Genomic DNA, 11,846 nt, shown 5'->3' on the forward strand with positions numbered 1-11,846 from the left:
ACATCAACAGCACCACGAAAGGTTCGACAATGACGTCCACGACCGACACCGAGCAGGGCACCGGCCAGCAGAACGCCAAGAACCCCGGCATCGCCGTCAGCACCGTCTTTCCAACTGCCGGTGGCCACGACCCAGCAGCGCCACACGTGCGCAGCGCGACAGTCAGGGTCGACGCTGCCAGCACAGGCACCGCGATCACGCCGATCTGGGCCAGCCTCGGGTACGACGAGATCAACTGGACTTACACACCGACGGGCAAGCGCCTGCTGCGGACCATCGGCGACTTCTCGCCGACCGCGTTCCACGTACGACCCCACTACATCTTCATCAGCGGAACCGGATTCGGTCTCCCACACCAGGGCAGCGGCAACGTCTACCACGAGGACGAGACCGGCACCCCGTTCTACGACTTCACGATCGCCGACCAGACCTACGACGCCATCGTGGAGGCTGGCCATCACGTGTTGGTGGAGCTCGGGTTCACGCCGCGCGACCTGGTGCCCGACCACGCCCACACCGAGCTCACGCTCACCGAGAGTCCCACCGTGTACAGCGCGTACGAAGCCGGGCAGTGGGGGTACCCGCCCAAGGACTACGACAAGTGGGCCGGACTCGTGACCGCCCTCGCTGAACACGTCCTCGAGCGGTACGGCGAGGACGAGGTGTCGACCTGGCTCTGGGAACTCTGGAACGAGCCCGACATCTTCTACTGGCGCGGTACGCCCGAGGAGTTCGACCGTCTGTACGAGGTGACCGCGGCAGCCGTCCGCCGTGTGCTGCCGACTGCGAAGGTCGGAGGCCCCACCGTCACCGGGGGACCGGACGGGACCGGCTTCATGCGGCAGTTCCTGGCCTACGCGGACGAGCGGGACCTCCCGATCGACTTCGTCTCGTTCCACACCAAGGGGTCGCACTTCACCCCCTGGCGGACGTACGGTCCGACGGGCGGTGAAGCGCCGGTCAAGGAGTCGCCGATGACGACCAAGATGTTGTTCGAGATCCGGAGCCTCCTGCGCGTCATGGCGGAGTTCCCGCGGTACGCCGACGTACCCGCGATCGTGGACGAGTGCGACGCGGGTGTGCCCGCGCACTGGGGCGTCTACGACAACTCGAACTTCGGGTTCCAGAACACGGAGTACTACCCCGTGTTCCAAGCCAACCTCATGAAGAAGATCCTCGACCTCAACGAGACCGAGGTGGCCTCGGTCCGCGAGGCCACCACCTGGAGCTTCTACTTCGAGGGTGAGCGCTACTTCGAGGGAACGCGTGCGCTCATGACGGCCGGGGGAGTCGAGAAGCCGTTCCTCAACGCCTACCGCCTCTTCGCGAAGCTGGGTGGGACCCGGATCGCCGCCGCGTCGGACGCAGCCTGGGACGTGAGGGAGCTCGACACCACGGCTCCTGCGAGCCCCCCGGAAGAGGTGGACGTCCTGGCCACACGCGCCGATGACGGCGAGGTCGCCGTGCTCGTGTACCGACACACCGACGACCAGTACCAGTCCGATGACGTCGCGGCCTCGGTCACGGTGGACGTCTCCGGCCTGGCCGCGTCCGAGTACCGTCTGGAGCACTTCCGGATCGACGCCGAACACAGCAACGCCCACACGGTCTGGAAGGAGCTCGGTTCGCCCCAGGACCCCACTGAGGAGCAGCTGTCCGCGATCCACGCGCGGATGGGTCTCGAGCGCCTCGAGGACGAGCGGTCCCTCGACGTCGCGGACGGCGCAGCGAGGATCACGATCGAACTCCCGCTCGAGTCCGTATCGCTGCTCGTCCTGAGCCCGCGATGACGACGCACCCGTTCTGCCGACCCTGGAGGCGCGCATGACCGTTCCGACCATCGCCCTGAACAACGGCGTCGACGTGCCCCAGGTCGGGTACGGCGTGTTCCAGATACCCCCCGACGGCGCACAGGAGGCGGTCGAGGCGGCGCTCGAGGCCGGGTACCGTCACATCGACACGGCAGCCGCCTACAACAACGAGAGCGGTGTCGGTGCGGGGATCCGCGCGAGCGGTGTCCCTCGCGAGCAGGTATTCGTCACCACCAAGCTCCGCAACGGCGAGCAGGGCGCCGACAGCACGCGCCGAGCGTTCGCTGCGAGCATCGAGCGCCTCGGCCTCGACTTCGTGGATCTCTACCTCATCCACTGGCCGTCTCCGGCGCGGGACGCCTACGTGGCGAGTTGGAAGGCGATGGAGCAGCTGTACCGCGACGGCGCGGTGCGCGCGATCGGGGTCTCGAACTTCCTCGTCCCGCACCTCGAGCGGCTACTGGACGAGACCGAGATCGTGCCGGCGGTCGATCAGATCGAGATCCATCCGTCGTTTCAGCAGCGCGAGTTGGTCGAGTACGCCCGGTCGAAGGGCATCGCGATCGAGGCCTACTCACCGCTCGGGCAGGGTGCAGCCCTCCGGCACGGGACGATCGTGGCGATCGCGGAGCAGCACGGGGTGACGCCGGCGCAGGTCGTCCTGCGGTGGCACCTGCAGCGCGGCAACATCGTCATCCCCAAGTCCGCCGACCCCGGGCGGATGCGGACGAACCTCAACGTCTTCGGCTTCGACCTGACCGAGGACGAGGTCGCGGATCTCGACGCGCTCGAGGCGGGAGCGCGCGTCGGCGGGGACCCCGCCGTGTTCGAGATCTCCCAGATCCGCTGAGCACGGAGGGCGTCCTCCCGTCCGTCGTCCAGGTGCCGCCGACGCGGACCTGACCATCACCACGAAAAGAGAGAACATGACTTCCACCTTCCCTGCGGCACGCACCGCGATCGTCACCGGAGCGGCGTCGCCCCGCGGGATCGGTCGGGCGACCGTGTCACGCCTGGCCCGCGACGGATGGAACATCGGGATCATCGACCTGGACGGCGACGCGTGCCGTCAGCTGGCCGCGGAACTCGAGACGGAGTTCGGCATCAGAGCTGCCGGAGCCGGTGCGAACGTCGCTGACGAAGCGGCGGTCCGCGCTGCCGTCGGCGAGCTCGAGGCCGCGCTGCCCCAGATCGTCGCGCTCGTGAACATCGCCGGCATCAGCTCCGCCACGCCGTACCTCGACCTCGAACCCGGTGAGTGGGCGCGTGTGCTCGACGTGGACCTCAACGGCGTCCACTACGTCTCGCGACGCGTGGCCGAATCGATGGTCAAGAGCGGCGTCGGACGCATCGTCAGCATCTCGTCGGTGTCGGCCCAGCGCGGTGGCGGGACGTACAGCAAGACCCCGTACTCGGTCGCCAAGGCCGGCGTGATCGGACTCACCCGCGCGCTCGCTCGGGAGCTCGGTCCGCTCGGTGTCACCGTCAACGCGATCGCCCCCGGCCCGATCGACACCGACATCATGGGCGGCACGCTCACCGACGAGCGCAAGGCGGCGATGGCCGCGGACCTGCTGGTCGGGCGCGTCGGCACGGTGGACGACATCGCCGTCGCCGTCGAGTTCCTTGTCCGCGAGGACACGGCGTTCATCACGGGGCACACACTGAATGTCGATGGTGGGCTCTACATGAACTGACCGCCCTGGGCACGCAGACGACAAGTGCGCGGGCGGGCGCGGGGCACTTGTCGTCCACGTGCGCACGTGCGGTGGTGCAGGCGTGGTTGGTGGTCATCTCGGCGCCGAGGACGTCATGGCGTTGATGCACGCGCCGCAGTGACGGGTTCCGACAGGCGCACCTCGAACCAGCGCTCCGCCAGATCTGCCAGCTCCTCGCCCGTGAGGGGCAAGCCCTCCGCCGTCAGGTCCAGGAGCGGATCGGCCCCGTGGCGGTCGCCCGACGTGCTCAAGACTGTCGAGCGGGGTCAGTCCTCCTCGTCGGCGGCCGATTCGGGCTCGACCTGCGTCTCCGCCATCCGGTTCCGGAGCTCGTCGGCCATGCTCGAGGCGCCTTCGCTCCCGTGGTCGTTGTCCACCTGCTCGATCAGGCCCGCCAGCTTCTCCTTGTTCGTCGCGTCGGTGGCGCCGTCCATGACGGGCTCGGTCTGCTCGTTGTCGCTCATGGCGCGGACGCTACGCGCGGTGCCTCCGTGTCGCGGCGCGTCGATCGCGCCGATGGCGCGTGTCGACGACAAGCGGTCGGTCGGACGACCGCGCCCGCGTCGTCGGCGCGCGCTTCTCGCCAGCGTCAATCCGATGCGAGGGCGATCCGAATGACCTCCACCGCGTCCGGGTCAACGCCAGCGCGCCGGCTCAGCGACGGGTCTCGCTTGATGCGCGCTACGGCCGCGAGCAATCGACGCCGCTCCGTGGCGGTCAGGTCGATCCCGAGCGCGTCACGACGCTCGACCAGCGCTGCGAGTGTGGCGATGTCCACAAGGTGACGGGAGTTGTCCTGTCCGACGAGTGCGTCGGCCGCCGCGGCCTTGCTCACGAGTGCGCCCTGCAGTGTCGGGCGGAGCAGACGCCCAACGCGTCCGTTCACGTCGACCTCGATTTCGGAGGCACGATAGAGCGCGCCCTGCGTGCCGGGCGCCGCGATCGTCGTCCCTCCGCGGACACCGCGCCGACTGTCAGCACGCTCGCCGAGGAATCGAGCCTGCAGGACATCGATCTGAGCCCCTTCTCGGACCCACCGATGTTGGTGCCCCTCGAATGAAGTCCCGTCTGGCTCGAATCCGAGGTCGGCGAGCACCCGCGTGAGATCCCAGAGAATCTGTGGACGTGCGCGGACGTCGAGCGCGACGTCAGCGTCCTGGGTCGGACGTGCGCTCGCAGAGCCCCGCTCCCAGCACAGCGACTGCACCATCTGGCCGCCGACGAGGATCCAGTCCCGCGGCAGTCGTTCGTACGCATCGAACAGCGCATGCCATGCAGCTGCCTGCGCAGGCGCGAGGGCCGGCGCAACGATCACTCGTTCGTTCCTCGAAGGAGCTGTGCCAGCCGAGCTCGCTCTCGTGGGCCGCCGTCCGTTGCGAGATCGAGGAGCAACGTCGACAGCGGGAGCGTGGCAGGCAGACCGTCAGCCTCGACATGGAGAGCGACGTTCGGGAACACAGATTCTCGGAGCAGGAACTCGCGCCGCAGGCTGTCCAAGTCCTGCTCCGTCACATGGGCTTCGAGGAAGTCAGGAGCGGTGATCTCCGCACGAGGATCGCTGACGCCGCCGAGAACGAGGCGATCGTCCGACCGAAGATCGGCCATGTCGGCAGGTTGCACGAACAGCATCAGAGGTCGCTGCAGGACGCGAGGGCGGAACCAGGTGGTGAAGACGTCGGCCGCGTGTTCGTCGTGGCGGAGGGCGTGGAGCCGTGCATCGAGGCGATGACGCTCGGTCGGACGCAGTGAGGCTCGCAGTGCGTCGCTCCCGTCGATCATCGACAGGAGCGCGGCGGCCGTGCGTTGCGCCAGCGGACGACTCCGCTGAGGACGCAGCCGTTCGCCGTCGTCGATGAGCCAGACGCCGCTCGCCTTTCGAGCCGTCAGGACTCCCCGGCGCGCTGCTTTGCGGACGATCTGCTCAGAGAGACCGTACTGGTGCGCGTAGTCGCCGATGCTCACCTCAGCCATGCACACAAGTGTAACGTCGGTGGTCGACTAGTGTGCATCCGTCAGTGCGGGCAATCGAACCGTCGGCGGTGTCTGGCGGACCAGTGAGACGCGCACGCGGAAGACAAGGGCGCGGTCGGACGACGGCGCCCTCGTCGTCGACACGCGCAGTTGCGGCAGCGCTACGCCTGCGGCGGCTGCCCGTTGCTCGCGGTCGTCCCGCCGTCGACCGGCAGGATCGCCCCGGTGATGAACGACGCCTCGTCGCTCGCCAGGAACAGGATCGCGGCGGCGACCTCCTCGGGCTGACCCCCGCGGCCCAGGGCGATCCGCTCGGCGAACGCCTGCTTGAGCTCCTCGTTCTGCGCCTGCTGCTGCGTCATGTCCGTCCAGATGAGCCCGGGCGCCACCGCGTTGACGCGCACCCCGTGCTCCCCGTTGTCGAGCGCCGCCGCCCGCGTGAAGTTGCTCACGCCGCCCTTCGCCGCGTTGTACGGGCTCATGCGCCAGTCGCCGCTCATGCCCGACACGCTCGAGGTGTTCACGATCGACCCCTTCGTCTCGCGCAGGTGGGGGAGCGCTGCGCGCGTGCCGTAGAACACGGCGGACAGGTCGGTCTCGATGACGCGGCGCCACTCCTCCGGCTCGATCTCGGTGATGTCGCCCGAGGTGAACGTCCCCGCGTTGTTCACGAGCACGTCGAGGCGGCCGTAGGTGTCGACGGCGGTGCGCACGGCCTCCTCCATCGTCGCCGGTTGCGCGACGTCGCCGGTGATCGTGGTCACGGCACCGTCCGGGAGGCTCGCAGCGGTCTCCGCGATCTTCTCGCCGACGGAGTCCACGGCCACCACGCGGGCACCCTCGCCGACGAACGCGCGCACCGTCGCCGCGCCGATCCCGGAGCCCGCTCCGGTGACGATCGCGACCTTGTTCTCGAATCGGTTGGGCATGGTGGTTCCTCTCATCGGTGGCGGGTGCGGTGCCTCCATTGACCCACCACCGCGCTCGGCGGCACTCAGCCGGGAGGCTCGGCTGCAGCCCGTCGGTTCGATGCCTGTGGACGCGGGTCCGGACCGTCGAGCGCCCGAATAGGATCCGGGGCGTGACGACATCGACGCCCCGCGAGCTCGCGGTGGAGCTCGGGTACCGGGACGAGACGCGTCCGGGCGCGGTCGTTCGCAGGTACCTGCGACAGCGGTACCCGGAGCACCCGAAGCACGAGCGCTGGGTCCTCGACGACGCACAGGCCGACGACGTGCGTGCCCACGTCCCACGTGCGGAGCCGCGCGGGTGAGAGCGCCAGCGCTGTTCTCGAAGGTCGCGAAGTGGCGCCGTGACGCCATCGTCGCGGCCGCCCAGGCTCAACACCGCCTCGGCGAGATCGTGCTCGAGTGCGAGGTCTGGATCGCCTTCGACACCCGCGAGGTGGCGTTCTCGCAATCGGACGCCAAGGAGACCCACGGCGGTAGCTTCGACGCCGACGACGTCCTCGCGCACTGGATGCGGTTCCTCGAGGAGCCCGGCGGGCGGTGGATCATCCCGCACCTGCAGGCGATGACGCGCGGCGAGGACGTGCGGAGCGCCGTGCTCGCGGACTACGAACAGCAGAACGGCGGCGGGGAGCCGGAGACCGTGCTCTGGTAGACGGGCGTAGGCGACTGCAGCGAACGGCATACGACGGCTGCTGCACACGATTCCGACAAGTGGGCTCCCGCACTCGAACGGGCCCTGACTCCGCGGTCAGGGGGCTCGCGCCGCTGAGGCGGACGCCTGTCGGTGCTCTACCGTTGCACGGTGACCTCTGTGTACCCGCCCTCCGATGCGCGTCGCTCCTTGGCGGCGGTGTACTTCGTCTGGCTGTTTCTCGGGCTCTTTGGCGGCCACCGCTTCTATCTCTCGCGGACGGGTTCCGGCTTCCTATATCTGTGTACGGGCGGACTTTTCCTTGTCGGATGGATCTGCGACGGCTTTGCCCTGCCACGGTTGGTAGGAGCGGAAGTTGCTCAGGGAACGGAATCTCCGCGCGGAATGAATAGGCGGCGAAGTGGCAGGAGAGCAGAGCGCTTCGCCGCAACCGCGTTCTGGGGCGGGGTGTCTGGTCTCACGGGCAAGCGCGTTCCGCAATACGTTCGCCGCGAAGCTCGGCGGATGAGGTAGGTATTCCTAAGTAGCTGTCGTCCTGTCCGCCTTTCAGTCGCCCCCGTGCACGGTCGTCGAGCTCGAACGAGTTCATCGTCCGTCGTGGGGTTGAGGTAAGTACCGGCAAGGCGACGTCGACCGTGCCGTCGTTGTATCCACCTCGTCGCAGTCCCCGAACAGGTGCAGCGAGTAGGTCGGCTGCTTCGTGACCAGTAGTCCGACGTTCCTTTCGTCGACGATCGAGACGTCGTACGAGAACGGGCAGTACTCGGGCATCGACGCCGAGATCGACGCCGCGAACTTCGCCACGACCCATCGGACCGCCGCGATCGCGTCGGCTTTCGGGGCGCGGTTCGGTAGGTCACGCCGACGTCAGCAACGGGGAGCGCGCTCCTTGCGCATCGACCCGTGGGCCGAGCTTGGGGGAGGGCTCAGGAGGCTCACGTCGTTGGCGCTTCCAGGCTCTACGCTTCAAGTTGACGCTGCCTCGCGAAGACGGAGGCTCGACAGGAGGTCCTGCATGTCCCATAGAGATCGAGAGGCAGCGAGACTCCGGTACGCGCTTGAGTTGCTCGCGCGAAGCGAGGTCCCTCTGCGACGCGGGGATGTGTGGGAGGCGGTCGCGGCCGAGGTGCCGCTGACCGAGGAGGACCTCGTCCATGTCGCATCACGCCCTGAGCCGCGCGCGATGAACGGATTCTGGTTCGCGACCTCGGACCTCGTGCGTGCCGGTTACATGACGAAGTCCGGCGACGGCTTTTGGGCAATCACTGAGGCAGGCCTAGCGGCCCTTGAGGAGGACGACGATCCGGTCGCTTTCGAGCGTTCGGCGGTCGCTCGTGCCCGAGAGGCAACGCGTGTTCTCAGAGAAGATCAGGCGGCGCTTCGACGTTCAGTGGTCCTGCCACCTCACCCACGCGCGGAGAAGGTCCGCCAGGTTGCGGGCAGATTCCGCGAACGGGGGCTTCGGACGATGTCGTCGGTGTTTGCTGAGGGCCGCTCGGTGTGGCGACAAGACGTCGCGGAGGAGCTCATGCGTCGATTCGTCGAGCAGGAGGAGGTGGACGGTTCGTCGTTCGCCGACAAGCTCCGGACGCAGTTCGCCGAAGCAACGGATGACGCGCGGTTGCTCATGGCGGAACTCATCGCTTGGCAGGTGCTCCCGTTGCAGAACCCGGGAGAACGCAAGAAGCGTGAGCGCGTGAGCGTGCTGCTCGAACAGATGAACGAGCGCGTCCTCGTACCCGCGGAGGTCGATGATGCGTTCCGCTCGTGGTCCTTCAATCCGGGGCAAGGCATGGCCCACGGGATTCACAGTGCGCTGTCGATCGTGGTCAGACTGGTACGCCAGTGGGTGGACCTGTCCGACGCGGAACGGGACGACCTGCTGAACGACCCGTGGCGGTGGCGGGACTTCGTCCTTCAGGTTCCGGGGAGCCCCTTCCCGACCCAGCGCAACGAGCTCATGTACCTCGTTCACCCCGAGGCGTTCGGCGAAGTCGTTTCGAGCGCCGACCGCGACCAAATCCGTGTTGCGTTCCGCGGGGAAGTTGCCGGCGACGCTGATGATCCGGAGCACGAGGATCCAGACAGGCTGTTCCAGCTCATCACGCTCGCCCTGCAGGTCAAGAACAACGGTGCCATCGACTTTTACCAGGGACCGTTGAACTCCATCTGGTCTCGCTCCGACGACGTGCCCGATCTGGAGCCCAGTCGGGAAGGGGCGGCCGCCGAGGATGACATGGACGGCGTCCGTCCCGACAGGGTCGCCTTCCCGTCCGCGACATCTGCGCTCGCGAACACGCTGTACATACCTGTGCCGTGGTTGCAGGAGACGCTCGACCTGCTCGAACGGCGAAAGCAGGTCATCTTCTACGGGCCTCCGGGTACCGGCAAGACATTCCTCGCTCAGGCGCTGGCAGCGCATGTGACAAGCGGCAGCGACGGCGACGCAACGATCGTGCAGTTCCACCCCACCTACTCGTACGAGGACTTCTTCGAGGGATTCCGTCCCGTTGCCAGCGACGAGGCCGGCAACCTCAAGTTCACACTGCGGAAGGGCCCGCTCCGCCGCCTTGCCGATGCAGCTGCGGACAATCCTGAGAGCAACTTCTTCCTCGTCATCGATGAGATCAACCGCGGCAACATCGCGAAGGTCTTCGGCGAGCTGTACTTCCTCCTCGAGTACCGTGACAGCGAGATCTCCCTCCTCTACAGCGACGAGCCGTTCACCCTGCCGAGCAACATCTTCGTCATCGGCACGATGAACACCGCAGATCGGTCCATTGCGATGCTCGACGCCGCCATGCGGCGGCGCTTCGCGTTCGTTGAGCTGCACCCGGACCGCATCCCCGTGAAGGACGTCCTGCCGAGCTGGGTCGCCGCCCAGGGCCTCCAAGACGACCGTGCCGACCTGCTCGACCGGCTCAATGGGGCCATCATCGAGCACGACGCGAAGGTGGGCCCGTCGTTCCTCATGCGTGATCTCGATGACGCCGGTGTCGCTGCAGTTTGGCGGTACGAGATCCTGCCGCTCCTGGCGGAGTACCACTACGGAGAGGGGATTGACCTCGACGCGCGGTATGGCTTGGCAGCGCTTCGCAAGCAGGCGTCGGCGCCCATCTCGGACCTCCACACAGATGCTGCCGACGACATCGATTGAGCTCCGCGAGGCGGACCGGCCGGAGGTGTACCGCTTGCCGCGAGCGGTGGCCGTCGGCCTGGTCACGGCCGGCATCGCGTCCGTTGCGCCGACTTTCGGCACTGACGAGTACCAGGTCAGCGGCGTGCGGAAGGTCGGCGTCGTGCGTATCGCCGGCCACACCGTGTGGATTCGTCCGAAGACACCCGTGCGGCGGCTGTTCGCACTGCTCGGCTACGCGCGCAGCGGGAGCTCCATCTGGACGTCCGACGATGTCGGATACGAGGAGGACGAAGAGCTTGTGCCTGCTCTGGCGCACGCATTCGTACGGCAAGCCTCGCGGGCACTCACTGGAGGACCGCTCCGGGGGTACGTGACGCGGGAAGAAGCGTTGCCACTCATGCGCGGTCGGTGGAGGATCGGTGACCAGCTGACGCGACGAGGCGGCCAGCCGCTCCCGGTCGAGGTGTCCTTCGACGACTACGTGGAAGACATCCCGGAGAACCAGCTCGTACTCACCGCGGCGCTGCTGTTGTTGCGGCTACCGGGAGTTCCAGCGGACGTCGTCGGGTCGCTGCGGAGGATGGTGCGGGTGCTCGCCGCGGTGACGGCGCTGCCAGTCGGGGCGCGACTACCCACTGTGAGGAGGGACCGGCGGAACGCGCGCTACACGGCTGTACTCGAACTGGCGCGACTCGTTCTCTCTGGGTCCTCCATCGACCAGCGCTCGGGGTCGGTGATCGGCACCGGATTCCTGGTCGATATGTGGTCGGTCTTCGAAGACTTCGTGTCGGTCGCCCTGAGCGAGGCGTTCGAGCCGTACGGGGGAGAGCTCGTGTCGCAGTACCAAACGACGCTCGACGTCGGGGGGTTGGTCAAGATCGCGCCTGACCTCGTCTGGCGTGTTGATGGGCAGGTTCAAGCGTGCATCGACGTCAAGTACAAGATTGAGAAGGGCGGCCAGTACCCGAACGCCGACCTCTACCAGATGGCTGCGTACTGCCAGCGCTTCGGCCTACGGGCAGGCCACCTTGTGTACGCCGCTGGCGCTGAGGGCCTCCCCGCCGTGCGTCTGCTCGGTGGGATCTCTGTGCAGCGCAGCGCCGTTGAACTCGATGCGCCGCTGCTCGTAATTTTCGAGCAGTTCGCGTCGGTCGCGCGCTCGGTCGCGCTGAAGCACCGTGCGAATTGTCCTGGGCGAGTTGGTACTTTCGCCCTCGAGTTGGCGTCAGACCCTTGACGGGCCGCGCAGGAGCCGAGTTTCTTTGCTCAACACTGATTGTGTCCGCGACACATCATACGGGCGGGGAAAATTCGTTGCAGTGCGTTCAGATCCCGCCGGTGACACCGAGGAAAGCCCCCGTTGAAGCGGGGGGTTTCTCGTTGCGTCGCTGATGCAGATCTGGTGCGCTCTCTTAAGGGCACCGTTCGGTGCCACAGCTGCTCTTCTTTGGCAGATGGACGGCCAGCGTTCGAGCGGGCCGGTGCGTCAGGTACTCCAGCCGCCCCACGATCCATCGTGCGCAGCGAAGCGCAAGTCGTCGCCTCGGTCTCTCGTGGCCGGCCGGAACGAATCTCACCGCTACT

Annotated in this window: 13 protein-coding genes; 8 read left to right on the top strand and 5 right to left on the bottom strand. The window is 67.3% G+C overall.

Features of this window, described 5'->3' with window-relative positions:
- Nucleotides 1–29: 29 nt before the first annotated feature.
- The 3 genes from DEI81_RS00090 (at nucleotide 30) to DEI81_RS00100 (ending at nucleotide 3,508) form a co-directional block, all read left to right on the top strand.
- Nucleotides 30–1,790 carry a glycoside hydrolase gene (locus DEI81_RS00090; RefSeq protein ID WP_111008487.1) on the top strand — a complete coding sequence of 587 codons (1,761 nt, stop codon included), beginning with the start codon at nucleotides 30–32 and terminating at the stop codon, nucleotides 1,788–1,790.
- 34 nt (nucleotides 1,791–1,824) lie between these two features.
- Nucleotides 1,825–2,661, top strand: coding sequence for an aldo/keto reductase (locus DEI81_RS00095; protein ID WP_111008488.1), 837 nt, complete (start codon nucleotides 1,825–1,827; stop codon nucleotides 2,659–2,661).
- Nucleotides 2,662–2,737: 76 nt separating this feature from the next.
- Nucleotides 2,738–3,508 carry an SDR family NAD(P)-dependent oxidoreductase gene (locus tag DEI81_RS00100; protein WP_111008489.1) on the top strand — a complete coding sequence of 257 codons (771 nt, stop codon included), beginning with the start codon at nucleotides 2,738–2,740 and terminating at the stop codon, nucleotides 3,506–3,508.
- A 287-nt stretch (nucleotides 3,509–3,795) separates the two neighbouring features.
- On the opposite strand, the gene DEI81_RS00105 is transcribed toward DEI81_RS00100, so the two are convergent.
- From DEI81_RS00105 to DEI81_RS00120, 4 genes are all read right to left on the bottom strand, one after another.
- Nucleotides 3,796–3,993 (bottom strand): hypothetical protein, encoded by a 198-nt coding sequence (locus DEI81_RS00105; protein WP_146243962.1) that lies wholly within the window; start codon nucleotides 3,991–3,993, stop codon nucleotides 3,796–3,798.
- A 125-nt stretch (nucleotides 3,994–4,118) separates the two neighbouring features.
- Complete coding sequence (locus tag DEI81_RS00110) at nucleotides 4,119–4,844, bottom strand: hypothetical protein (RefSeq protein WP_111008491.1); 726 nt, start codon at nucleotides 4,842–4,844, stop codon at nucleotides 4,119–4,121.
- Nucleotides 4,841–5,500, bottom strand: coding sequence for a hypothetical protein (locus DEI81_RS00115; RefSeq protein ID WP_146243963.1), 660 nt, complete (start codon nucleotides 5,498–5,500; stop codon nucleotides 4,841–4,843). The genes DEI81_RS00110 and DEI81_RS00115 overlap by 4 nt, the downstream gene beginning before the upstream one ends.
- A 161-nt stretch (nucleotides 5,501–5,661) precedes the next feature.
- Nucleotides 5,662–6,429 carry an SDR family NAD(P)-dependent oxidoreductase gene (locus DEI81_RS00120; protein WP_111008493.1) on the bottom strand — a complete coding sequence of 256 codons (768 nt, stop codon included), beginning with the start codon at nucleotides 6,427–6,429 and terminating at the stop codon, nucleotides 5,662–5,664.
- A gap of 152 nt (nucleotides 6,430–6,581) precedes the next feature.
- On the opposite strand from DEI81_RS00120, the gene DEI81_RS00125 reads away from it, so the two are divergent.
- The 3 genes from DEI81_RS00125 to DEI81_RS16720 all read left to right on the top strand — a co-directional run bounded on the left by DEI81_RS00125 (nucleotide 6,582) and on the right by DEI81_RS16720 (nucleotide 7,636).
- Nucleotides 6,582–6,773 carry a hypothetical protein gene (locus tag DEI81_RS00125; RefSeq protein WP_111008494.1) on the top strand — a complete coding sequence of 64 codons (192 nt, stop codon included), beginning with the start codon at nucleotides 6,582–6,584 and terminating at the stop codon, nucleotides 6,771–6,773.
- The gene (locus DEI81_RS00130; protein ID WP_111008495.1) at nucleotides 6,770–7,123 is read left to right on the top strand and encodes a hypothetical protein; all 354 of its coding nucleotides are present in this window, start codon (nucleotides 6,770–6,772) and stop codon (nucleotides 7,121–7,123) included. The genes DEI81_RS00125 and DEI81_RS00130 overlap by 4 nt, the downstream gene beginning before the upstream one ends.
- A gap of 159 nt (nucleotides 7,124–7,282) precedes the next feature.
- Nucleotides 7,283–7,636 (top strand): TM2 domain-containing protein, encoded by a 354-nt coding sequence (locus tag DEI81_RS16720; RefSeq protein WP_375334752.1) that lies wholly within the window; start codon nucleotides 7,283–7,285, stop codon nucleotides 7,634–7,636.
- 72 nt (nucleotides 7,637–7,708) lie between these two features.
- On the opposite strand, the gene DEI81_RS15890 is transcribed toward DEI81_RS16720, so the two are convergent.
- On the bottom strand, nucleotides 7,709–7,927 hold the full coding sequence (locus DEI81_RS15890) for a hypothetical protein (protein WP_146243964.1): 219 nt from the start codon (nucleotides 7,925–7,927) through the stop codon (nucleotides 7,709–7,711).
- A gap of 211 nt (nucleotides 7,928–8,138) precedes the next feature.
- Between DEI81_RS15890 and DEI81_RS00140 the strand changes: the two genes are divergently transcribed.
- Complete coding sequence (locus DEI81_RS00140; protein WP_146243965.1) at nucleotides 8,139–10,280, top strand: AAA family ATPase; 2,142 nt, start codon at nucleotides 8,139–8,141, stop codon at nucleotides 10,278–10,280.
- The gene (locus tag DEI81_RS00145; protein WP_181435272.1) at nucleotides 10,258–11,499 is read left to right on the top strand and encodes an McrC family protein; all 1,242 of its coding nucleotides are present in this window, start codon (nucleotides 10,258–10,260) and stop codon (nucleotides 11,497–11,499) included. The genes DEI81_RS00140 and DEI81_RS00145 overlap by 23 nt, the downstream gene beginning before the upstream one ends.
- Nucleotides 11,500–11,846 lie beyond the last annotated feature (347 nt).

Source organism: Curtobacterium sp. MCBD17_013 (genome assembly GCF_003234565.1).
In the GTDB taxonomy this organism is placed as follows: Bacteria; Actinomycetota; Actinomycetes; order Actinomycetales; family Microbacteriaceae; genus Curtobacterium.

Coding starts and splice junctions, on each gene's coding strand:
- DEI81_RS00115 (WP_146243963.1), bottom strand. CDS start 5,500: ATGGCTGAGGTGAGCATCGGCGACTACGCGCACCAGTACGGTCTCTCT.
- DEI81_RS00140 (WP_146243965.1), top strand. CDS start 8,139: ATGTCCCATAGAGATCGAGAGGCAGCGAGACTCCGGTACGCGCTTGAG.
- DEI81_RS00090 (WP_111008487.1), top strand. CDS start 30: ATGACGTCCACGACCGACACCGAGCAGGGCACCGGCCAGCAGAACGCC.
- DEI81_RS00145 (WP_181435272.1), top strand. CDS start 10,258: ATGCTGCCGACGACATCGATTGAGCTCCGCGAGGCGGACCGGCCGGAG.
- DEI81_RS00100 (WP_111008489.1), top strand. CDS start 2,738: ATGACTTCCACCTTCCCTGCGGCACGCACCGCGATCGTCACCGGAGCG.
- DEI81_RS00120 (WP_111008493.1), bottom strand. CDS start 6,429: ATGCCCAACCGATTCGAGAACAAGGTCGCGATCGTCACCGGAGCGGGC.
- DEI81_RS00095 (WP_111008488.1), top strand. CDS start 1,825: ATGACCGTTCCGACCATCGCCCTGAACAACGGCGTCGACGTGCCCCAG.
- DEI81_RS00105 (WP_146243962.1), bottom strand. CDS start 3,993: ATGAGCGACAACGAGCAGACCGAGCCCGTCATGGACGGCGCCACCGAC.